Annotated in this window: 20 protein-coding genes; 14 read left to right on the forward strand and 6 right to left on the reverse strand. The window is 62.8% G+C overall.

Annotation, left to right across the window (positions count from 1 at the left end; all coding sequences use genetic code 11):
• Positions 1 to 56: 56 nt before the first annotated feature.
• On the forward strand, positions 57 to 3101 hold the full coding sequence (locus RFER_RS15130) for a transglycosylase domain-containing protein (RefSeq protein ID WP_011465269.1): 3045 nt from the start codon (positions 57 to 59) through the stop codon (positions 3099 to 3101).
• A gap of 31 nt (positions 3102 to 3132) precedes the next feature.
• Here RFER_RS15130 and RFER_RS15135 read toward each other — a convergent pair whose 3' ends face one another.
• Positions 3133 to 4158: an asparaginase gene (locus tag RFER_RS15135; protein ID WP_011465270.1), complete on the reverse strand. Its 1026-nt coding sequence runs from the start codon at positions 4156 to 4158 to the stop codon at positions 3133 to 3135.
• Positions 4159 to 4260: 102 nt separating this feature from the next.
• Between RFER_RS15135 and lexA the strand changes: the two genes are divergently transcribed.
• The 3 genes from lexA (at position 4261) to RFER_RS15150 (ending at position 6435) form a co-directional block, all read left to right on the forward strand.
• Entirely contained in the window at positions 4261 to 4935 is a 675-nt protein-coding gene (lexA, locus tag RFER_RS15140; RefSeq protein ID WP_011465271.1) for a transcriptional repressor LexA, read from the forward strand.
• 33 nt (positions 4936 to 4968) lie between these two features.
• A complete protein-coding gene (locus RFER_RS15145; RefSeq protein ID WP_011465272.1) occupies positions 4969 to 5328 on the forward strand; it encodes a hypothetical protein in 360 nt (119 codons plus the stop codon).
• Positions 5329 to 5421: 93 nt separating this feature from the next.
• Positions 5422 to 6435: a D-2-hydroxyacid dehydrogenase family protein gene (locus RFER_RS15150; RefSeq protein ID WP_011465273.1), complete on the forward strand. Its 1014-nt coding sequence runs from the start codon at positions 5422 to 5424 to the stop codon at positions 6433 to 6435.
• Between the two features lie 87 nt (positions 6436 to 6522).
• On the opposite strand, the gene RFER_RS15155 is transcribed toward RFER_RS15150, so the two are convergent.
• The 3 genes from RFER_RS15155 to RFER_RS15165 are packed head-to-tail and all read right to left on the reverse strand — an operon-like array spanning position 6523 to position 10366.
• Positions 6523 to 7884 (reverse strand): 3-deoxy-D-manno-octulosonic acid transferase, encoded by a 1362-nt coding sequence (locus tag RFER_RS15155; RefSeq protein ID WP_011465274.1) that lies wholly within the window; start codon positions 7882 to 7884, stop codon positions 6523 to 6525.
• Positions 7881 to 8942: a lipopolysaccharide heptosyltransferase I gene (waaC, locus tag RFER_RS15160; protein ID WP_011465275.1), complete on the reverse strand. Its 1062-nt coding sequence runs from the start codon at positions 8940 to 8942 to the stop codon at positions 7881 to 7883. The genes RFER_RS15155 and waaC overlap by 4 nt, the downstream gene beginning before the upstream one ends.
• A complete protein-coding gene (locus RFER_RS15165; RefSeq protein ID WP_011465276.1) occupies positions 8939 to 10366 on the reverse strand; it encodes a phosphomannomutase/phosphoglucomutase in 1428 nt (475 codons plus the stop codon). The genes waaC and RFER_RS15165 overlap by 4 nt, the downstream gene beginning before the upstream one ends.
• Before the next feature lie 121 nt (positions 10367 to 10487).
• Here RFER_RS15165 and RFER_RS15170 point away from each other — a divergent pair, with 121 nt between their 5' ends.
• The 5 genes from RFER_RS15170 (at position 10488) to RFER_RS15185 (ending at position 14612) form a co-directional block, all read left to right on the forward strand.
• Entirely contained in the window at positions 10488 to 12035 is a 1548-nt protein-coding gene (locus RFER_RS15170; RefSeq protein WP_011465277.1) for a DNA-3-methyladenine glycosylase 2 family protein, read from the forward strand.
• Between the two features lie 45 nt (positions 12036 to 12080).
• Positions 12081 to 12614, forward strand: a complete 534-nt coding sequence (locus tag RFER_RS15175; RefSeq protein WP_011465278.1) for a methylated-DNA--[protein]-cysteine S-methyltransferase — start codon at positions 12081 to 12083, stop codon at positions 12612 to 12614.
• Positions 12611 to 13507, forward strand: a complete 897-nt coding sequence (locus tag RFER_RS15180; RefSeq protein ID WP_011465279.1) for a DMT family transporter — start codon at positions 12611 to 12613, stop codon at positions 13505 to 13507. Before RFER_RS15175 ends, RFER_RS15180 begins: the two co-directional genes overlap by 4 nt.
• 218 nt (positions 13508 to 13725) lie before the next feature.
• A complete protein-coding gene (locus RFER_RS24155) occupies positions 13726 to 14040 on the forward strand; it encodes a hypothetical protein (RefSeq protein WP_166485735.1) in 315 nt (104 codons plus the stop codon).
• Complete coding sequence (locus RFER_RS15185; protein WP_011465280.1) at positions 14037 to 14612, forward strand: peroxidase-related enzyme; 576 nt, start codon at positions 14037 to 14039, stop codon at positions 14610 to 14612. The genes RFER_RS24155 and RFER_RS15185 overlap by 4 nt, the downstream gene beginning before the upstream one ends.
• A 48-nt stretch (positions 14613 to 14660) precedes the next feature.
• On the opposite strand, the gene RFER_RS24160 is transcribed toward RFER_RS15185, so the two are convergent.
• Complete coding sequence (locus RFER_RS24160; protein WP_011465281.1) at positions 14661 to 14813, reverse strand: hypothetical protein; 153 nt, start codon at positions 14811 to 14813, stop codon at positions 14661 to 14663.
• Between the two features lie 266 nt (positions 14814 to 15079).
• Between RFER_RS24160 and RFER_RS15190 the strand changes: the two genes are divergently transcribed.
• The 3 genes from RFER_RS15190 (at position 15080) to RFER_RS15200 (ending at position 18137) form a co-directional block, all read left to right on the forward strand.
• A complete protein-coding gene (locus RFER_RS15190) occupies positions 15080 to 15484 on the forward strand; it encodes an Hsp20/alpha crystallin family protein (RefSeq protein WP_011465282.1) in 405 nt (134 codons plus the stop codon).
• The gene (gene lon, locus RFER_RS15195) at positions 15481 to 17874 is read left to right on the forward strand and encodes an endopeptidase La (protein ID WP_011465283.1); all 2394 of its coding nucleotides are present in this window, start codon (positions 15481 to 15483) and stop codon (positions 17872 to 17874) included. The genes RFER_RS15190 and lon overlap by 4 nt, the downstream gene beginning before the upstream one ends.
• 68 nt (positions 17875 to 17942) lie before the next feature.
• Positions 17943 to 18137: a hypothetical protein gene (locus tag RFER_RS15200; protein ID WP_041790825.1), complete on the forward strand. Its 195-nt coding sequence runs from the start codon at positions 17943 to 17945 to the stop codon at positions 18135 to 18137.
• Positions 18138 to 18230: 93 nt separating this feature from the next.
• On the opposite strand, the gene RFER_RS15205 is transcribed toward RFER_RS15200, so the two are convergent.
• On the reverse strand, positions 18231 to 18470 hold the full coding sequence (locus RFER_RS15205) for a BON domain-containing protein (RefSeq protein ID WP_166485736.1): 240 nt from the start codon (positions 18468 to 18470) through the stop codon (positions 18231 to 18233).
• A 248-nt stretch (positions 18471 to 18718) separates the two neighbouring features.
• Here RFER_RS15205 and groL point away from each other — a divergent pair, with 248 nt between their 5' ends.
• On the forward strand, positions 18719 to 20353 hold the full coding sequence (groL, locus tag RFER_RS15210; protein ID WP_011465286.1) for a chaperonin GroEL: 1635 nt from the start codon (positions 18719 to 18721) through the stop codon (positions 20351 to 20353).
• Between the two features lie 24 nt (positions 20354 to 20377).
• Entirely contained in the window at positions 20378 to 20836 is a 459-nt protein-coding gene (locus RFER_RS15215) for a host attachment protein (protein WP_011465287.1), read from the forward strand.
• The last annotated feature ends 266 nt before the right edge of the window (positions 20837 to 21102 follow it).

A 21102-nucleotide genomic window follows, 5' to 3' on the forward strand; every position in this document is an offset into this window, starting at 1 on the left:
GAGGACGGCGTCGCCTGCCCCACCAGGCAGCCAACCAGAAATTCAGGGTGATGCGTATGCGGGGAAAGTGGGTTTCGTTTTTTTTCTGGTTCAAGGTGACGTTGGCATCATCGCTGCTGCTGGTGCTGGTCGTCGCGGGCCTGCTGGTCGCGCACGAGCTGCGCACGTCGGACTATCAGGCGCGTTTCTTTGCCGGGCTGGCGGGCAAGGCCAGTTACACGCTCGGTGCCGGTCCGAGTCCGTCCATCCGTTTCCCGCAGAGCGCACCCTATGACGATCGTCTCGGTTATTCGCTGCTGCCGGTGTTTTTCGGCAAATTGCGAACGCGGGATTTCGAGATCATCCAGCAGGCCCGGATTTCAGCGGACATGGCCGATATTGTCGACAAAGGTTATTTCGCCCCCTATCCGGAAAAGATCCAGGGCGGTCTGAGCATCCTCGATTGCCACAAGGACAGTCTGTTTCAGGAGCGCTATCCGAAACGGGTGTTCGAACGCTTTGACGACATCGCACCCTTGCTGGTGCAAAGCCTGCTGTTCATCGAGAACCGTGAGCTGCTCGATCCAGAGCACCCCAAACGCAACCCGGCCGTGGAGTGGGACCGGCTGGCCCATGCGGTGCTGATCAAGGCCCAGAGCACCCTCACCGGCGACACCAGAACACCTGGCGGCAGCACGCTGGCGACCCAGATCGAAAAATACCGCCATTCGTCCGAGGGGCGCACCTCATCGGTCCAGGAAAAATTGCAACAAATGGTGTCGGCCGCCTTGCGCGCCTACCAGCAGGGTGAAGATACCAGCGCGGTGCGGCGCCAGATTGTGCTGAGCTACGTGAACACGATGCCGCTGTCCGCCAAAGCCGGCTTTGGCGAAGTGCACGGCCTGGGCGATGGGCTGTGGGTCTGGTACGGGCGTGATTTCAAGGACGTCAACCGCATTCTGAACCATGTGCCCGCGCAGACCGGCGATGTCGGCGAGCAGGCGCAAATTTACAAACAGGCCTTGAGTCTGCTGATCTCGCAGCGCCGCCCTTCCTATTATTTCGACGCCGATGAAGCCGAGCTGGAGCAGCTGACGGACAGCCATCTGCGCCTGCTGGGCAGTGCCGGTGTGATCACGCCGGCACTGCGCGATGCCGCGCTCCAGGCGAAGCTGAACCGGCGCGCCGACAAGGTGCCAGCGCCAGCGGTATCTTTCGTCACGCAGAAGGCGGCCAATGCGGTGCGCACCCATCTGACCGGCTTGCTGGGCGGCAACCGGCTGTACGATCTGGATCGGCTCGATCTCAGCGTCGCCAGCACGCTGGATGCGCCGGTGCAGGCAGCCGCGACCAACCTGTTGCGCGAGTTGCGCGACCCGGCCAACGCCCGGGCGGCCGGACTGTCGGCCAAACAGTTGCTCGACCGTGGCGATCCGTCCAAGGTGGTCTACAGCTTCACGCTCTATGAGCGCGGGGCCGAGGCCAACTATTTGCGGGTGCAAACCGACAACTTTGATCACCCGCTCAATATCAACGAAGGCACCAAGCTCGATCTCGGCTCGACCGCCAAACTGCGCACGCTGGTGACCTATCTCGACATCATGGACAAGCTGCATCAGCGGCTATCAACACTGGACAAGGCCCAATTGCATGCGCTGGAAGTCGACCGGCAGGACGTGTTGACGCGCTGGGCCGCCGACTACTTTGCCACGACTGAGGACAAGAGCCTGAGCGCGATGCTGGATGCGGCGCTGGAGCGGCACTATTCCGCCAGTCCGGCAGAAGGGTTTATGACCGGCGGCGGGCTGCACCACTTCAATAACTTCAAGCATGAGGACGATGGCCGTGTGATGTCGGTGCGCGATGGACTGCGCAACTCAGTCAATCTGGTGTTCATCCGGCTGATGCGTGATGTCGTGCACCACTACATGTTCCTGACCCCGGGCTCCTCGGCCAAGCTGCTGCGCGATGCCGACGATCCGCGCCGCGCCGCCTATCTGGCGCGCTTTGCCGACAGCGAGGGCCAGGTCTTCATGCGCCGTTTCCTGGTCAAGTACCAGGGCAAAACCGCACAAGAGGCGCAAGAGCTGCTGCTGGGCAACGTGCGCCCCACCGCCTCGCGGCTGGCCGCCATCTTCCGCACCCTTTTCCCAGAGGCGCCGCTGGACCAGTTCACAGCCTGGGTGAAGGACAATTTGCCCGACGGCGTCAATCCGGCCGAGCCCAAGCTGGCCAAGCTCTACGAGCAGTACGCGCCAGAGCGGATGTCGCTGGCCGATCGCGGCTACCTGGCGGGTGTGCATCCGCTGGAGTTGTGGCTGGTCGGCTATCTGCGCAACCATCCGGGCGCGAGCCAGACGCAGGTGATGCAGGCCAGTGTGGCCGAGCGCCAGACGGTCTATGCCTGGCTGTTGTCCACCCATCGCAAGCAGGCACAGGACAAGCGGATTCTGGGCCTGCTCGAAGGCGAAGGCTTTCTGGAAATCCACCGTCAGTGGGCGCAGATGGGCTATCCCTTCGAATCCCTGGTGCCCTCCTATGCAAGCGCGCTGGGGGCCTCGGCCGACCGCCCTGCCGCGCTGGCCGAACTGATGGGAATACTCGTCAATGATGGTGTGCGTAAGCCAAACACACGCATCGAGTCGCTGCACTTCGCGGCCGCCACGCCTTATGAAACCCTGCTGCAGTACAAGCCGGCCAAGGCGGAAAAGGTGCTGGCGCCCGAAGTGGCGCAAGCGGTGCGCGGCGCCATCCGGCGGGTGGTGGAGGAAGGCACCGCGCAACGTGTGAAGCATGCCTTTGTGCGGCCTGACGGCAGCTTTGTCGCAGTCGGCGGCAAGACCGGCACCGGCGATCAGCGCTTCGATACGTTTGGTGCGGGCGGGCGCCTGATCGCCTCGCGCGTGGTGAACCGCTCGGCGACCTTCGTCTTCAACATCGACGAGCGATTCTTCGGCACGCTGATCGCCTACGTGCCGGGCGCGCAGGCCGCCGCCTTCGATTTCACCAGCGGCCTGCCGGTGCAATTGCTCAAAGTGCTGGCACCCAAACTGATGCCGCTGATCATTGGCGGTGCCGGCTGCGCGCCAGGCCACGCTGGCGAAAGCGCGGACCATCTCTAGCGTCACCAAGCGATGGCGCAGGCCCGGCCGGTCAGGCTTGCATCAGTTCCAGCATCAGCGCAATCCTGGCCTTGACCGGTGACAGGCCCTTGGAATGCGCAAATTCCGAACTTTCTGTCGCCAGCACACGGCCAGTGGCGCAGCGGGTTGAGCGCACCACCCTGACCCCAAGTGCTTGCGCGCGGCGCAGTGCTGCCTCCAAATCCTGATGAATGGTGCCATTGCCGGTGCCGGCCACCACCAGGCCACGCAACGGCACCTGCGCGAGTTGCGCATCAGTCTGACCCTGCGCGCCAGCCGCAGACACCGGAGCCAGCAGTGCATCCACCAACGCACCACTGGCGCCCGCGTAGTTCATCACAATTTCCACCCGTGGCCAGTGGCTCACAGACGCTATCTCTTCGATAGCTACATGAGCCCGGTCGACGGGGGCTAGAGGCCAATTCTTTACCAAACGCACCGCACCCTCCTCGACATACGCCACAGCCCCGGCGTCACCCGAACTGAAGGCATCGAGCCGGTAGGTGTGAACCTTTTGCACATCGGCCGCCGCATGCACCGCACCCGCACACACGGCCAGCACGCCACAAGCGCCGGTGGTGGTGGCCACGACAACGGCATCCCTGATATTTTGCGGCCCATCCGGCGCCACGCTGGAGGCTGGCCGCATGGCACAGGTCAGGACCACCGGCTTGGCTGCGAGCTGTCGCGCCGGCAGCACGGCGTGTAAAAAATAAGCCGTTTCTTCCAAGGTGTCGGTGCCGTGGGTGATGACGATGCCGGTGACGTCGGCTTGCGCCAAATGGTGACTGACCCGCTGCGCCAACTGCTGCCAAACCGCGAAACTCATGTCCTTGCTGTCAATCTGGGCCACTTGCTCGGCCTCCAGCGTGCGCCCGGCCAACACCTGATCAAGCCCCGGCACCGCCGCCAGCAATTGACTCACACCGACCTGGGCCGCGGTGTAGCCGATGTTGTCGGCGGCGCTGGCTGCGCTGCCGGCAATCGTGCCACCGGTAGCCAACACAAGCACTTTTTCAATAAATTTTGCAGCCATCACTTGCCAATCTCCAAAAACTGATTAAAAATACAGTTACTGAATACAACAACAGTGTGTATAAAGTAACAGCAAGACCCACCGTACCGCAAAGGAGTCGCCATGCTTGGAAGCCCTAAACTCACTGCCCGCCAGCAACAAATTCTGGACCTGATCCAGAACGCCATTACCCTCACTGGCTCGCCACCGACCCGGGCCGAGATCGCCACCGAGCTCGGTTTCAGGTCTGCCAACGCCGCCGAGGAACACTTGCAGGCGCTGGCGCGCAAAGGCGCCATCGAACTCGTCAGCGGCACCTCGCGCGGTATTCGCCTCAAGAGCGAGGCACTGCGCTCCATCAACGAATCCCGCAGCAAACAATTTCCCCTGTCGCTGCCCGGCCTGTCACAACTGATGCTGCCCCTGATTGGCCGCGTGGCAGCGGGCTCGCCGATTCTCGCGCAAGAACATATCGACCAAACCTATTACGTCGAAAGCAGCCTGTTCCAGCGCAAACCCGACTACCTGCTCAAGGTGCGCGGCATGTCGATGCGCGACGCCGGCATCATGGACGGCGACCTGCTGGCCGTGCAATCCACGCGGGACGCCAAAAACGGCCAGATTGTGGTGGCACGCCTGGGTGATGAAGTCACCGTCAAGCGCTTTCGGCGCACCAAGGACCTGATCGAACTGTGCCCGGAAAACCCCGACTACCAGATCATCGTCGTCGAACCCGGCGAGCCCTTCGAGATTGAAGGGCTGGCAGTTGGCTTGATCCGCAACACCATGTTGATGTGAGCGGTGATCAGGTTTTGAATTGAAAGGTTTCAAATGAGCTCTGCACTCCTGGCTGTTCCCGCCATTCTGGCGCCGCTGCAATCGTTGTGGCGCTGGCTCATGCCCGCTCTACCCAACCTGCCCGGCAGCTCGCGCGGGCGCTCCACACTCTCAGGCCAACCGTCGCGTCACTACGAACTTGCCAGGCATTCAATGGCCAGCAAGCTGCATGGCACGGGGGGCAAGCGGCCCGCGCCCGGCCATGATTCAGCCCGGCGCCCGTTGCGAGTTGTGCGCGTGATGGAAGCCGGCCAGACGCCGGCCCAGGTCGGTCGCATGGTGATTTCCGGCCGCATGGCCGACGTCTGTGCCGAACTCGATCGTCTGGCAGCGTGCGAAGCGGCGCTGTACTGAAACCAGTTCACCACCATTCGTGTCTCTTTTTTGTGCGCTTGAAAAATAGCCGCGGCCAAGTCCACGGGCCGTGCCAAGGCACAATCAGGGCCTATGAATATCGTAATTCTTGATGATTACCAGGACGCGGTTCGAAAACTCGAATGCGCAGCCAAACTGGCGCCCTACCCGGCCAAGGTTTACACCAACACAGTCAAGGGGCTTGGGCAGTTGTCGGTGCGTCTCAAGGATGCCAGTGTGATCGTGCTCATCCGTGAACGCACGCAGCTGCCGCGCGCCTTGATCGAGAAACTGCCCAAGCTCAAATTGATTGTGCAAACCGGGCGGGTTGGCTCGCACATCGACCTGGACGCCTGCACCGAGCTCGGGATTGCGGTGGCCGAGGGTTCCGGGTCGCCGGTGGCGCCGGCCGAACTCACCTGGGCCTTGATCCTGGCGGCCATGCGCCGCCTGCCCCAGTACATTGGCAATCTCAAGCATGGTGCGTGGCAGCAATCGGGTTTGAAAACGGGCTCGATGCCACCCAACTTCGGCTTGGGGATGGTTCTGAAAGGCAAGACGCTGGGTATCTGGGGTTACGGCAAAGTCGGCCGGCTGCTGGCGGGCTACGGCCAGGCCTTTGGCATGAAGGTGCTGGTCTGGGGGCGGGCACCGGCGCGTGAACGCGCTATTCTGGACGGGTTTGAAGCGGCCCTGAGCCGGGATGATTTTTTTGCCCAATCCGATGTCCTGTCGCTGCACCTGCGCCTGGTGGATGAAACGCGCGGCATTGTCACACTCGATGATCTGACGCGCATGAAGCCAACCGCCCTGCTGGTCAACACAGCCCGCGCCGAGTTGATCGAGCCCGATGCCTTGATCAGTGCCCTCAACCGGGGGCGGCCCGGCATGGCGGCGGTCGATGTTTTCGAGACCGAGCCGATTTTGCAGGGGCACGCCCTGTTGCGGCTGGAGAACTGCATTTGTACACCGCACATCGGCTATGTCGAGCAGGACAGTTATGAGCTGTACTTTGGCGCAGCGTTTGACAACGTGATCAACTTCATCAAAGGCACGCCGACCAACATCGTCAATCCGGGCGCCTTGCAAGTTGAGCGGCGGCGCTAGTTTTACCGGGATACAGCAGGCATTTGGCGCACATTTTCGCCTTCGGTGCTGATGCCCCATCGCTTGGGCACCTGGCCCGGCCTGGCGTCAAAAAGAGCTTGATTCAATCCGGTTCGCGGCCAGCAGTTGCACCACGGCCTCGGTCAGTCGCGCGCCGGCACCTCGGTGGGTGCGGGCAAAGGCATCGGCGGCGTGCTGTGCTGCGCGTAGCGCGCTGGCCTGGCAGGCCAGCTTGGCGGCCGCTTGCAGCCCTTCCATCATGGTCGCCACACGCTGCGCCGCGCCCGCTGTCTGCGCCTGCTCGGCGGCTTCAGCAAAGTTGAAGGTGTGTGGACCCATCACCACCGGGCAGCCACAGGCAGCGGCTTCGATCAGGTTTTGCCCCCCCAGCGGCTCGAAGCTGCCGCCCAACAAGGCGACATCGGCCAAGCCGTAGTACAGCGCCATTTCGCCCAGGGAGTCGCCGAGCCAGACCGTGGGACGCACTGACTCAGCGCCATCCAGCGCACCCGGCGCAGGTGGTCCGTCGTGCCAGGCACTGCGCCGCGAGACCGCAAAGCCATGGCGCTCGATCAGCGCGGCCACCGTGTCAAAGCGCTGCGGATGGCGTGGCACGATCAGCCACTGAACTTCACCTACTATAGAAATAGTAGCATCAGTCTCAGTAGCAACGGAGGCTGGAGGCCTGAATGACGCCAAAGCCTGAAGCAAAGCCGCTTCTTCCCCCTCGCGCGAGCTGGCCAACATCACAAGCGGCCGCCCGCTCTGGTGACGCCATCTCTGGCCAATGGTCAACTGGTCGGCGTTGGGCGTGGCGTCGAACTTGAGGTTGCCGAAAACACCTTGCACAGGGGCCCCCAGGGCCCGCAGGCGTAACGCATCAGCCTGCGTTTGCGCCCACACCGCCGTCAGGGCGCGGTAGGCCGGCCGTGCCAACCAGGCCAGCTTGCGCGTCTTGCGTTGCGACTGCTCACTCAGTCGCGCATTGGCCAGCACCAGCGGCACGCCGCGTTGCGCACACCCGGCCACCAGATTGGGCCAGATTTCGGTTTCCATCAGGATGCCCATACGCGGCTGGAAGTGCGCCAGAAAACGCTGCACCGCGCCCGCAGAGTCCCAAGGCTGCCAGGTCTGCAGGTCGCCCGGCCGCAGCAACTGGACGCCCTCAAAACGACCAGTGGCGGTGCCGTGCGTGAGCAACAAACGCATGCCGGGCAGACGCTCTCGCAAGCCTGCCACCAGCACAGCGGCGGCGCGTGTTTCACCCAGCGACACCGCGTGGACCCAAATGGTGTTGCCATCTGCCGGCGGCGCAGCAGACGCGTAATACCCAAAGTGCTCTTCCATGGCCAGCAGGTAACCCGGCTCCTGCACGCCGCGCCGACGCAGTTTCAAACGCAAAAATGGCTGCGCCAGCCACATGACCACGCTGTACAGCAAGCGCGTCACAGCGCCATCACTCCGGTGGGGGCCGACTTGGCCACCGATCCTCGGCTGGTCGCGCCCGCTGACGCAGCAACCGCCAGCCAGGCCTGCCAGACCGCGTCCACCGTGGGACTTGGCTGGGCAAACACGCTGCACTGGTGCGTCCGGTTGAGCGGCCCGGTGCGCCAGGCGGTGTCGAAGTTGTAGAGCTGCACATGGGGCAAGTCCAGCGCCACGGCGATATGACTCAAACCGCTGTCCACCCCCACGACACCGGCACAAGTGGCCAGCGCGTCGGTCAGGGCGTCCAGGGCGAGCCGGGGCCAGACAACGGCGCAGGCCAGGCCCTGGGCGATTTGCTGCGCCGTCTTCTGCTCTGTATCACTGCCGTGCGGCAAGGCCACGGCGTAGCCACTGGCATTGAGACGCTGCCCCAGACTGCGCCAGTGCTCGAGCGGCCACTGCTTGTCGGCGCGCGAGGTGCCATGCACCAGCGCCACCCAGCCGTTCGGACAAGCCGCCTCAAATGCTATGTTTACAGTAGCTGTTTGTCCAGTGTTGACGGAGGCTAGAAGCCCAAAAGACATGGAAGCGGGCACCGCATAGCCCAAGGCCTGGGCGCACACGGCACGGGAGCGGGCCACCGCATGGCAATGCGGCTCCAGCGTCACCGCCACATGGGCCACCCAACGCGCGGGCGCCTCGAAACTGGAGCCTTCGGTCTGGTGGGCCAAGCCATAACGATTGCCCTGAGGCGCCAGCCGCGCCAGCCATGAAATGAACGCCGACTTGGTCAAGCCCTGCAGGTCGATCACCGCGTCATAACGCTCGCGCTGCAACTCGACTTTGAACGTGCGCCAGGCCTGGCGGGTCTGCTTGGAAAAGGGTGAGTGGCGCCAGCGCCTGAGCTCGCAGGCAATGACCCGGTTCACCCCTTCACAGCGCTGCACCAAGGGCGCAAAGCTGCGCTCCACCACCCAGTCAATCTGCGCCTGCGGCCAGGCGCGCCGGATGTCCTGCACGGCTGGCATGGCGTGCACCACATCGCCAAGCGAAGACAGCTTGACGATCAGGATCTTCAATGCGCTGCCTGGTCCAGCACCGCGCCGGGTTTGACCTCGCGCAGCAGTTCCAGCATGGTGGCTTCAATGCGGTGCAGCGCCTCGGGCGTTTGGCCCTCAAAACGCAGCACCAGCACCGGCGTGGTGTTGGAAGCGCGGATCAGGCCAAAGCCATCGGGCCAGTCCACGCGCAGACCATCGATGGTGGAGACCTTCGCACCGGCCCTGATCGCGTCCGTCAAAGGGCCGCTGCCCGCACCGGCGCTCATGGCCGCGCTTGCTGCGGCCAGCAGTTGCGCGACCAGCGTGTGCTGTTCGCCCTCGGCACACTTGACGTTCAACTCCGGGGTGGAAAAGCTGGTCGGCAAGGCGTCAAGAACGGCATTGGCGTCGGGCGAGCGGCTCAAGATTTCGAGCAGGCGGCAGGCGGCATAGGTGCCGTCGTCAAAGCCGTACCAGCGCTCCTTGAAGAAAATGTGGCCGCTCATCTCGCCTCCGAGCGGTGAGTTGATTTCTTTCATCTTGGCCTTGATCAGCGAGTGCCCGGTCTTGTACATCAGCGGCACGCCGCCCGCCGCCTCGATCGCCGGCGCCAGCCGCTGCGTGCACTTGACGTCAAACAAAATCGTGCCACCCGGTACGCGTTGAAGCACATCCCGCGCAAACAGCATCAGTTGCCGATCCGGAAATATGTTGTTGCCCTCTTTGGTGACGATGCCCAGGCGGTCGCCGTCGCCATCAAAGGCCAGGCCGATTTCGGCATCGCTGGTTTTCAGCGCGGCCATCAGGTCGCGCAGGTTCTCCGGCTTGCTCGGGTCGGGATGGTGGTTCGGGAAGTTGCCATCGACCTCGCTGAACAGCTCCGTCACCTCGCAGCCAATCGCCCGCAAGATGGCCGGCGCCGTGGCCCCGGCAATGCCGTTGCCTGAATCGACCACGATCTTCATCGGGCGCGCCAACTTGATGTCGCCCACGATGCGCGCCTGGTAGGCCGCCAGCACATCGACGCTGCGCACTTTGCCCCCGCCAAGCAACTCCCAGGACTCATCTTCCATCATGCGGCGCAGTGCCTGAATTTCTTCGCCATAAATGGCGCGTCCGGCCAGCACCATTTTGAAGCCGTTGTGGTCCTTGGGGTTGTGGCTGCCGGTCACCTGAATGCCGCTGGTGCACAAGGTGTTGGCCGCAAAGTACACCATCGGCGTGGTCACCGTACCGATATCGATCACCTCCAGCCCGGCCGCCACCAGACCGCGCATCAGCGCTGCGCTCAGCGTGGCGCCACTGAGGCGCCCGTCGCGGCCCACCGCCACCGCGGTTTCGCCCTCACGGCGTGCCACCGTGCCAAAGGCCCGGCCCAGCGCTTCGACTACCGCCTCGTCAACGGTGACAGGCACGATGCCCCGTATGTCGTAGGCTTTAAAAATAGAAGCTGATAACTGCATGACTGGGTCCCCTGAAAATGGATGAGCTCGGTTCGTGCCGTGAATTGTAGGCGGCGGCCACACCCGGGGACATGTCCGGAAACGGCTGGTTTTACAACGGTGCGCGCGTATCATCACCGGCATGACACCCCATCACGCACAGCCCGACGACGACGCCTGCTACCTCGCGCTCAGGGCGAAGGACGCACGTTTTGACGGCTGCTTTTACACCGGCGTTACATCTACCGGCATTTATTGCCGTCCGGTGTGCCGGGTACGCACCCCCAAGCGTGAAAACTGCCGGTTTTTTGTTCACGCGGCGCAGGCGGAACAGGCCGGTTTTCGGCCCTGCCTGCGCTGCCGCCCGGAACTCGCACCGCGCACCTCTGCCCTCGGCCACGTGTTTGAAACCAAGCCGTGGTCCATCCAGGACGCCTCCAGCATCTTGGCCACTCAGGCGGCCCGCCTGCTGGACACACCGGAAGCCTGGACCGAGAGCACACCGAGCGTGCAGCGGCTGGCCCAGCGCCTGGGCGTGAGCGACCGCCACCTACGCCGCATTTTTGAAGCGCAGTTCGGCGTGTCGCCCCTGCAGTACCTGCAAACACAGCGCTTGCTGAGCGCCAAACAGTTGCTGACCGACACCGCACTGGCCGTCACGCAGGTCGCGCACTTGAGTGGCTTCACCAGTGTGCGGCGCTTCAATGCCGTGTTTGCCGCGCACTACGCCCTCAGCCCGACGCAGTTGCGCCGCAACGGCGCAAAACACGGGCACGATGCACCCGGCCAGAGCCTTCAGGTCCGGCTGGCCTACCGCCCGCCCTATGACGTGGACGCCATGCTGCAGTTCTTTGGCAAACGCCAGGTCACGGGGATTGAATGCGTCACGCTGGAGCCCGGCAACCAGAGCATCGGCAAAACCGTGGCCGTGCAATGCGGCCAGACGCTCTACACCGGCTGGCTGGTGGCCCGCTTTGAGGCTGCTGGCAACCGTGTGGATCTGCGCTTGAGTGATTCGCTGCGCGAGGTGCTGCCGTGGGTAATGGCGCGCGTGCGGGCCATGCTCGATCTGGATGCGGATCCCCGCGCCATCAGCAGCCTGTTGCGCACCAGCTTCCCACGGGGCGACGGTTTGCGCGTGCCCGGCACCCTGGACGGCTTTGAGCTGGCCGTGCGCGCCGTCCTGGGCCAACAGATCACCGTGGCTGCGGCGCGCACCCTGGCGGCAAGACTGGTACAACGGTTTGGTGAACCGATCGAAACCCCGATCGCCGGGCTGAACCGGCTTTTTCCAAGCGCCGCGGCACTGGCCGCCGCCAGCGGCGACGCACTGGGCCAACTGGGCATCGTCCGGCAGCGGCAAGCGGCCATTCAGGCCATCGCCAGCGCCGTGGCGGCGCAGCGCCTGCCACTGCACGCCGGGGCGGACGTGCCCTCCACCCTGGCCGCCCTGAAGGCTTTGCCCGGCATTGGCGACTGGACCGCCCAGTACATCGCCATGCGCGCACTGCGCTGGCCGGACGCCTTTCCGGCCGGCGACGTCGCCCTGCACAAGGCACTGGGCGTGCAAGACGCCAAAAACCCGGCCAAAGAAGCGCAGGCCGCGTCACTGGCCTGGCAACCGTGGCGCAGCTACGCCGTGATCCGAGCCTGGGCCGCCCCACCGGTTGCCGCAGATGCTACAAAATAGATAGCTTATTACCCATATTTCACGGGGGCCACAAGGAGAATTGATATGAAGTTTGCACCATCCACCGTTCAAGCCAGCTATGACAGCCCGCTTGGACGCATCATTCTGGCCGCCGCCCACGATAGATTGACAGGCGTGTGGTTTGACGGCCAAAGCCATCAGCCGGACACCGCGCGCTGGCCTGTGGACCGCGATCTGCCGGTGCTGCAACAGGCCAAAACCCAGTTGAGCGCGTACTTTGCCGGTCGGCGTCAGGCCTTTGAGCTGGCGCTGGATTTATCGGCTGGCACTGATTTTCAGCAATCCGTCTGGCGCGCCCTGCTGCAAATTCCGTTCGGAGCCACCCTGAGCTACGGTGCCCTGAGTGCCAGCATCGGCAAGCCCGCAGCCGTGCGTGCCGTGGCCGGCGCGGTGGCCCGCAATCCATTGAGTATCATCGTCCCCTGCCACCGCGTACTCGGGGCAGGCGCGTCGCTCACCGGTTACGCCGGTGGCTTGCCGCGCAAGACGGCGTTGCTGCAACTCGAAGGCGCAAGCTTCAAACCCGAACCAAACCAGCCCCAAGAAGCCACACCTTGACATCCCTGCCCCCCACCAAGCCCTGGCGCACCGAGTTTGTTCTGCTCGCTGCCATCTGGGGTTCATCCTTTCTGTTCATGCGCCTGGGAGCCCAAGAGTTTGGCGCCATCCCGACGGCGGGCCTGCGGGTGTCCATTGCCGCCCTGTTTTTGGGACCGCTGTTGCTGTGGCGCGGGCTCTGGCCCCAACTGGCCAGGCATTGGAAAAAAATCTTTGTTGTCGGCGTGCTCAATTCCGCCATCCCGTTTGCCTGTTTTTCGTTTGCGCTCCTGTCCATCAGCACCGGTTTGTCCGCCATTCTGAACGCCACCGTGCCCTTGTTTGGTGCCATGATCGCCTGGCTCTGGCTCAAGGACCGGCCGCACGGCCTGCGCATTCTGGGTCTGTTGATTGGCTTTGCCGGCGTGGCGCTGCTGGCCTGGGACAAAGCCAGCTTCAAACCCGGCGCCTCGGGCCTGGCGACCGGCTGGGCCGTGCTGGCCTGCTTGACCGCGTGCCTGTGCTACGGCATCTCGGCAAGTTACACCAAACGTTATCTGAGCGGCCTGCCCTCGCTGGTGACAGCCACCGGCAGCCAGTTTGGGGCCACCCTGGGCCTGGCGCTGCCCACCCTGTGGCTGTGGCCGACGCGCGCGCCGGGCACCACGGCCTGGCTGGCGCTGCTGGCCGTCGGCGTGCTGTGCACCGGTGTCGCCTACATCCTGTACTTCCGGCTGATCGAGAACCTGGGGCCGGCGCGCTCGCTGACGGTGACCTTTGCGATACCGGTGTTTGCGGTGATTTACGGCGTCATCTTCTTGGGCGAGGTGGTTTCGCTGTGGATGCTCTTGTGCGCCGCCATCATCGTCTGCGGCACCGCGCTATCGGCGGGCCTGCTCCAGCTGCGCCGCTGACAATCCATTGGCCTGGTTATGGGCGACCCGTTCATTTTTCAAGCGCTGTATTCCCCCCCTATCCCCCCCGCCCCTTTCCACCCCCGCCGGGGCGGAAAGGGGAGCCAACAGCCACATTTGGCCTTGTCTTAAAAGGTGGGAAATAAACGTGCCGTGGCACGTTGGCCACAAACCGACTGAACGGCTTCTCGGTGGGTTGCCGCCACTTGGAGGCCAGCATGCAAACGAGCGCATATTTCCCACCTTTTAAGACAAGGCCAAATGAAGCCCCCCTCTTTCGCCCGGCGGGGCGAGAGAGGGGTTGGGGGAGTGAGTGGGGGCAAGAACGCCAAAAACACCAACCCAGCCCAAGCCCCAACCCGCTCAAGCCAACGACCAAAAGACTGCGTCATTTCGACAAGTCCGCCAACGCGGCGCAATTCCCCGACCTCTGGACGGATGCCCACGCCCAGGTCCACAATCTGCAACTGCTGACGCGCGAGGCAACCCGTCACGGCAACTACTTCCCCCAACTCAAAATCACTGCACCATGAACACACCACGCTACCCCATGCCAGAACTCAAAGACCTGCCTGAAGACATTCGCGTCAAAGTGCTGGAGGTGCAGGAAAAAGCCGGCTTTGTGCCCAACGTCTTTCTGGCGCTGGCGCGCCGGCCGGCCGAGTGGCGCGCCTTTTTTGCCTACCACGACGCCTTGATGCTCAAAGACTCGGGCCTCACCAAGGGCGACCGCGAGATGATCGTCACCACCACCAGCGCCGCCAACAAGTGCCTGTATTGCGTGGTCGCGCACGGTGCCATCCTGCGCATCTACGAGAAAAAGCCCTTGGTGGCCGACCAGGTGGCGGTGAACTACCGCAAGGCCGACATCACGCCGCGCCAGCGCGCCATGCTGGACTTTGCAATGAAGGTCTGCCTGCATTCCGACGAGCTTGGCGAGGCTGATTTTGCCGCCCTGCAGGCGCACGGCTTCAGTGATGAAGATGCCTGGGATATTGCCGCCATCACTGCTTTCTTTGGTCTCTCCAACCGCATGGCGTCGTTCAGCAACATGCTGCCCAACCCCGAGTTCTATGCCATGGGGCGTACCCCGAAGACCAAGTGAGTGCTCTTTTTGAAGTAGCCTCTCGCATCACCGCCGCCAGGCAGCCCGCTACAGCAGCCACCACAGGACCAGCGCCGAAATCACCACCGGCAGTGACAGCACCAGAAACATCAAAGCGGTCTCAAAAAATGCGACCAGGTCGCTGAGCCAGAGTTTGAACAACTCGATCAGATCGACAGTCCAGATACTTTGCTTTTTCATCCTGCAACGATAACCCGGCGCACCCAGCCTGTAAATACCGGTTAACACTTGATTCCAGGCCTTTTATCGCGCTTAGGCCTGCCCGCCGCGGATCTGCGGGGCGCAAGTCGGCGCGCCTCAAAGCACCGACCGTCCGAAGGCTTGCGTTTTCTCAAGCAAGCACCCGCCCGCTGCTCTTACTCTTGAATTGTGTTCTGAGTTACTGAGTGCCAGCGCAAGTACAAGCACACGGAGACACAAAATGAAAAGCGGACAAAGGACAATCAATGCGATATCGTGATCCCCGAGCCTGGATGCTGGCCGAAGCGGTTGAGATGCTTTACAGCGCCGATCAATTGCAACGCCAGTTTTTCCAGATTGGCCACGTCGACAACGCGCCGTGCTGGGAGCCCCCGGTCGACATGTATGAGAACGAGCATGAGCTCGGCCTGCTGATCGCGCTACCTGGCGTAGCGCCGGAGCGGTTTCAAGTGAGTCTGGAGGCGCAGGCGATTGTGGTGCGCGGCGAGCGCACGTTTGGCGCGAGCCTGGGCAAGGGCGCCATTCTCCGACTGGAAATTCCCTATGGCCGCTTCGAGCGCCGCATTGGCTTGCCCGATGTTGGCTATGAAATTGCTGACATGCAGTTCGAAAACGGCTGCCTGCGACTTCATCTGGAGCAACGCATATGAACCAAGTCATCCACTTACCCGACAGAAGCGACAGCCAGGGTGAAAAAGACACGGTGCCCGCGCTGCCAAGCGATGCCCTGGTCATCATTCCGGTGCGCAACATGGTGTTGTTTCCCGGCATGGTGGTGCCGATCTCCATCGGGCGTTCAAGCTCGATCGCCGCCGCCCAATATGCGGTCAAGAACGACCAGGCAGTCGGTATCCTGATGCAGCGCAACCCGGACGTGGAGACCCCCGGTGCCGATGATCTGTCAAGTGTTGGCACCATTGCCTCCATCCTGCGCTACGTCACGACCCCGGACGGCACCCATCACATCGTGTGCCAGGGCCAGCAACGCTTTCGCGTGACGGGCTACCTTGAGGGCTTTGCCTTCACGGTGGCGCGAATTGAACGTATTGCCGAAGCCGCCGCGCCGGACAACCCGGAAATCGAGGCGCGCTTCATGCGACTCAAGGAGCGCGCCGTCGAGGTGCTGCAAATGCTGCCCCAAGTGCCGGCAGAGATGGTGCATGCCGTGCAGGGCATCGACACCCCGGCGACGCTGGCCGATCTGGTGGCAGGCTACGTGGACATCAAGGCGACCGAGAAGCAGGAAATTCTGGAGGAAATAGATCTGCGCCGGCGCCTGGACCGCGTGCTGGACATGCTGGTGCACCGGATAGATGTCCTGAACCTCTCGCGTGATATTGATAAGCGTACCAAGGCCAGTCTCGGGCAGCGTGAGCGTGAGTTCCTGCTGCGCGAGCAATTGAAGTCGATTCAAAAAGAGCTCGGTGAAGACGCCAGCGGCAACGCCGCTGAAATCGAAGAACTGCGCAATTTGATCGAGGAGGCCCACATGCCCGAAGAGGTTGCCAAGCAGGCGGCCAAGGAGCTCAAACGACTGGAGCGCATGGCCGACGGCTCAGCGGAATACTCCATGGTGCGCACCTACCTCGACTGGCTGATTGAAGTGCCCTGGAAAGCGCCGGAGCCGGACACGATTGACGTCGGGCAGGCGCGCCGGGTGTTAGACGCCGATCACTTTGATCTGGAAAAAGTGAAAAAACGCATTCTCGAATTCTTGGCGGTGCGCAAGCTCAAGCCCAGCGGCCACGGCCCGATCCTGTGCCTGGTGGGCCCGCCCGGCGTTGGCAAAACCTCGCTCGGTCAATCCATTGCCCGCGCGCTGGGGCGCAAGTTTGTGCGCGTATCGCTCGGTGGTGTACACGACGAGGCCGAGATCCGCGGCCACCGGCGCACCTACGTCGGCGCCCTGCCCGGCAACATCATCCAGGCGCTGAAAAAAGCCGGCACCCGCGGCTGCGTCATGATGCTCGATGAAATTGACAAGCTCGGCAGCGGCATTCAGGGCGACCCGTCGGCGGCGCTGCTGGAGGTGCTTGACCCGGAGCAAAACAACAGCTTTCGCGACAACTACCTGGCCGTGCCTTATGACTTGTCACAGGTACTTTTCATTACCACCGCCAATGTGCTCGACCCCGTTCCAGGCCCGTTGCGCGACCGCATGGAAGTCTTGCACCTGGCGGGTTATACGCAGGAAGAAAAGCGCGAGATTGCCCGGCGATACCTGGTGACGCGCCAGCTTGAGGACAGTGGCCTCAAGCCCGAACAACTGGCGATCACCGACGATGCGCTCGCAGCCATCATCCGGGACTACACGCGCGAGGCGGGCGTGCGCAACCTGGAGCGGCAAATTGGTGCCGTCTGCCGCCGCACCGCCGTGCGCATCGCCGAGGGAGAGATCCAAACTGCGCGGGTTGACGCGCCGGATCTGGTCGAGGTGCTGGGCCCGGCCAAATTTGAAAACGAAGTCGCCTTGCGCGCGGGCATGCCGGGGGTGGCGACCGGGCTGGCTTGGACGCCGGTGGGCGGTGACATTCTCTTCATCGAAGCCAGTCGCACGGCCGGCACGGGACGCCTGATCCTGACCGGGCAACTGGGCGACGTGATGAAGGAGTCAGCCCAGGCCGCGCTGACGCTGGTGAAATCAAGGGCCGCCACGTTTGGGCTCGACCCGGCCACACTGGAAAAAGTCGATGTACACATCCATGTGCCGGCCGGTGCCATCCCGAAGGATGGCCCCAGTGCCGGTGTCGCCATGTTCATTGCGCTAGCCTCCCTGTTCATGAACCGGCCGGTGCGCAGCGACGTGGCGATGACCGGGGAGATCAGCCTGCGCGGCCTGGTGTTGCCGGTCGGCGGCATCAAGGAAAAAATGCTTGCCGCCCTGGCCGCCGGCATCAAAAAAGTCATGTTGCCAGCGCGCAATCGCAAAGACCTGGAGGAGGTTCCGCTGCCGGCCCGGCAACAACTCGAGTTCGTCTACCTTGACGACATCGACGAGGCGGTGCTTGCCGCCATTGACGTCGCGCGTGACGCCCCTTGAGCATGCGCAAGCTGCGCCAGGCGTGATCCCATTCAGGTTGATTCAGGTCACCCATGAGGAGAATCTCAATGAAAGACTCACCACCCAGCGCCAACGTGGAAAGCGCGCTCCAGGAAATCGGTGCCGCCCTGTTCGAGTTGCGCGATGCACTCGTAGAGTTGTCCATGTCGATGCGGGACTGGCAGTTTGAAACCGATATGGAGCGGCGTCGCGCGGCCGAACTGTCGGTTCAACAACTGCTGAAAAAGGTGACTTCGGACTGAGCGGCAATTGCTCAAAGGCAGGACTGCCCGCCCCGGCTCAAGCCTGCCCTTGCCGTCAATCGGAAGCGCTCACGCGGCGGCCTGCGCCCATGCTCAGTGGTAATGTTTCTTGCCAGCCAATTGGCCTGGTTTGAGGCTGATGGACAAACTGCGTATGCCGGGAACACGCCGGGCCGTTCGCTCCACCTGAAATCTGGTCTGGTGCGTGTCGACGTGCCCACTCAAGGTCACCACGCCTCTGTCAACGTCGATTTCAATATCAGACGCGTTGACAGCGGGAATCGCGTCCAGCCGCTCCATCACGTCGGCTTTCAGTTCGGCATCGGTTCTCATCATGTTCTCCAGCGGTAGAAATCTGTGTTGATCGGGCTTCACGGTCGACCATGAAGCCCGATTAACTTTAGATAAAGCCACTGGCCGCCGAGTTGAGATTTCTCAAACCTGGCATCGAACCAGGCCTTGCAGCCACCCGGCTTGGCCGCCCCAAAAATGGAGCAGCGGGCGCGCTTGCGAATTGTCAAGCACGCGCTGGAGCCTCGCTCCTAGGATGCATGAACGTCTGGTGCACAGGTCTACCAATCATGAATCCCAAGCAGCTAATTTTCCATGACGACGCCCGCGACAAAATTCGCCGTGGCGTGGACACGCTGGCGCAAGCGGTCAAAGTGACTCTCGGCCCGCGTGGGCGCACTGTCATTCTGGAGCGCGACTTTGGCTCGCCGCAGATCGTCAACTCCGGCGTGCTGGTAGCCAAGTCGATAGAACTTGAGGACCGGTTCGAGAACATGGGGGCGCAACTGCTGCGCGAGGTGGCAGCGCGCACCAGCGAAATGGCGGGCGACGGCACCACCACCGCCACCGTGCTGGCGCACAGCATGATTCTGGAGGGCCTGCGCTATCTGGCCGGCGGCATGAATCCGATGGATCTCAAGCGCGGCATCGAGATCGCCATCGACGCGGTGGTGGCTGAGCTCAAACAGCTGTCCAGGCCCTGTGCCAGCTCGCAGGAGATTGCGCATGTGGCGGCGATCTCGGCCAACAACGATCGCTCCATTGGCGACCTGCTGGCCAGCGCGATCGACAAGGTCGGGCGTGAAGGGGCAATCTCGATCGAGGACGGATCCGGCTTGGTCAGCGTGCTCGACGTGGTGGAGGGCCTGCAGTTTGACCGTGGTTTTCTGTCGCCCTACTTCATCAACAATGCCGAGCGCCAAAGTGCGGTGCTGGAAGATGTGGCGATTTTGCTGTGTGAAGGTCGCCTGAGCTCGCTCAAAGACTTGCTGCCCCTGCTCGAAGAGATCGTGAAGGAGGGTCGGCCCCTGTTGGTCATCGCCGAGGAGGTGGACAACGATTCGCTGGCGGCGCTGGTGATCAACACGATACGCGGCACCCTGAAAACCTGCGCGGTCAAGGCGCCGGGCTTTGGCGACCGGCGCAAGGCGATGGTGCAGGACATTGCGGTGCTCACCGGTGGCAGCGTCGTGAGCGACGAAGTCGGGCTGACGCTGGGCAAGGTCAAGCTGTCGGATTTGGGGCGCGCCACCCGGGCTGAAATCACCAAGGAAACCACCACGCTGATTGGCGGCGCCGGCCAGCCCAAGGCGATCAAGGAACGCATCGCCACCATCCGCAAAGAACGCGAGTTGGCGAGCAGCGACTATGACCGTGACAAGCTCGACGAGCGCGCGGCCAAGCTGGCCGGTGGTGTGGCCTTGATCAAGGTCGGCGCCGCCACTGAAACCGAGTTGAAGGAGCGCAAGATACGGGTCGAAGACGCCTTGCACGCCACCCGCGCGGCGGTTGAAGAAGGCATCGTGCCTGGCGGCGGAGTGGCACTTTTGCGCGCCCGGCGCGCCCTGCTCACCTTGACCGGCAGCACGCTCGATGAGACATCGGGCATTCGCCTGGTGGCCCGCTCCCTGGAAGAACCCCTGCGCTGCATCGTCAGCAATGCCGGTGATGAACCGTCGGTGATCCTGAACCGGGTTGATGAATCACCGGACCCCGCTTTTGGCTACAACGCGGCGACCCGCACTTATGGTGACTTGTTGCAGATGGGCGTCATCGACCCGGCCAAGGTCACGCGGCTCGCCTTGCAAAACGCCGCCTCGATTGCCAGTCTGATTCTCGGCACCGCCTGCCTGATTGCCACCGCACCCAAACCCTTGCCAGAAGAAGGCGCGCACGGCCCCGGTGGCGAAACGCCCATGTTTTGACAACCACAACACACGAGAAGCATCATGAAAAAAACCTGGATCCTGGTCGCCAATGCCTCACGAGCACGCGTCTTTGAGCGTCAGGCCGCAGATCACACGCTGATTGAGTTGGCTGACTTTGTATATCCCGCCAAGAACCTGATTGACGAGGCCGCCGGCGGCGACTTGACCGGTGCGGCGGGCAAGGGCCACGGCCGCACCGGCCATGCGGGCACGCAGTTTGAGCCCCAGATCGAGGTCAAAGACAAAGCCCGAGCCAACTTTGCCCACCAGTTAGCCGACTACCTCAACCAGGGCGTGACCGAACGGCGTTGCGAGGCCTTGCTGCTGATCGCCAGCAGCCCGATGCTCGGGGAGATAAAACCCTTGCTGAGCAGTGCCGCAGCAAGTGCGCTCGAGCGCGCCGTCGCGGGCGACCTGACGCGTTACCAGCATGCCGAGTTGCAGGACCGCGTTGAGCGCGCGTTGCAACTGCCGAATTGATATCTGCTATTTAAAAAGTAGCTTGTCGTGCTTTATTCACGGGGGCTACGGGCTGATTCTGTATGAATTTCATTTATCAATGAATTGGAATTTTTGCAGCCAATTTGGTACTTGGAGGATTTGGCTTCAAGGGATTTTTCCCCCACTCACTCCCCCCGCCCCTCGCCCCGCCGGGCGAAAGAGGGGAGCCTCATGTGGCCGCATCTTTAAAGGTGGGAAATTAGTTCTTGACTGCGCGCTGGCCTCAAAGCGGCAGCAACCTATGA

The organism is Rhodoferax ferrireducens T118, assembly GCF_000013605.1.
In the GTDB taxonomy this organism is placed as follows: Bacteria; Pseudomonadota; Gammaproteobacteria; order Burkholderiales; family Burkholderiaceae_C; genus Rhodoferax; species Rhodoferax ferrireducens.

What these genes read in the sequence shown, in the direction of transcription:
- groL (WP_011465286.1), top strand. Translation starts at nt 18,719, where the DNA reads ATGAATCCCAAGCAGCTAATTTTCCATGACGACGCCCGCGACAAAATT.
- RFER_RS15170 (WP_011465277.1), top strand. Translation starts at nt 10,488, where the DNA reads ATGACACCCCATCACGCACAGCCCGACGACGACGCCTGCTACCTCGCG.
- lexA (WP_011465271.1), top strand. Translation starts at nt 4,261, where the DNA reads ATGCTTGGAAGCCCTAAACTCACTGCCCGCCAGCAACAAATTCTGGAC.
- RFER_RS15150 (WP_011465273.1), top strand. Translation starts at nt 5,422, where the DNA reads ATGAATATCGTAATTCTTGATGATTACCAGGACGCGGTTCGAAAACTC.
- RFER_RS15205 (WP_166485736.1), bottom strand. Translation starts at nt 18,470, where the DNA reads ATGAGAACCGATGCCGAACTGAAAGCCGACGTGATGGAGCGGCTGGAC.
- RFER_RS15200 (WP_041790825.1), top strand. Translation starts at nt 17,943, where the DNA reads ATGAAAGACTCACCACCCAGCGCCAACGTGGAAAGCGCGCTCCAGGAA.
- RFER_RS15185 (WP_011465280.1), top strand. Translation starts at nt 14,037, where the DNA reads ATGAACACACCACGCTACCCCATGCCAGAACTCAAAGACCTGCCTGAA.
- RFER_RS15145 (WP_011465272.1), top strand. Translation starts at nt 4,969, where the DNA reads ATGAGCTCTGCACTCCTGGCTGTTCCCGCCATTCTGGCGCCGCTGCAA.
- RFER_RS15130 (WP_011465269.1), top strand. Translation starts at nt 57, where the DNA reads ATGCGGGGAAAGTGGGTTTCGTTTTTTTTCTGGTTCAAGGTGACGTTG.
- RFER_RS15190 (WP_011465282.1), top strand. Translation starts at nt 15,080, where the DNA reads ATGCGATATCGTGATCCCCGAGCCTGGATGCTGGCCGAAGCGGTTGAG.
- RFER_RS24155 (WP_166485735.1), top strand. Translation starts at nt 13,726, where the DNA reads ATGCAAACGAGCGCATATTTCCCACCTTTTAAGACAAGGCCAAATGAA.
- RFER_RS15165 (WP_011465276.1), bottom strand. Translation starts at nt 10,366, where the DNA reads ATGCAGTTATCAGCTTCTATTTTTAAAGCCTACGACATACGGGGCATC.
- RFER_RS15135 (WP_011465270.1), bottom strand. Translation starts at nt 4,158, where the DNA reads ATGGCTGCAAAATTTATTGAAAAAGTGCTTGTGTTGGCTACCGGTGGC.
- RFER_RS15175 (WP_011465278.1), top strand. Translation starts at nt 12,081, where the DNA reads ATGAAGTTTGCACCATCCACCGTTCAAGCCAGCTATGACAGCCCGCTT.
- RFER_RS24160 (WP_011465281.1), bottom strand. Translation starts at nt 14,813, where the DNA reads ATGAAAAAGCAAAGTATCTGGACTGTCGATCTGATCGAGTTGTTCAAA.
- RFER_RS15215 (WP_011465287.1), top strand. Translation starts at nt 20,378, where the DNA reads ATGAAAAAAACCTGGATCCTGGTCGCCAATGCCTCACGAGCACGCGTC.
- lon (WP_011465283.1), top strand. Translation starts at nt 15,481, where the DNA reads ATGAACCAAGTCATCCACTTACCCGACAGAAGCGACAGCCAGGGTGAA.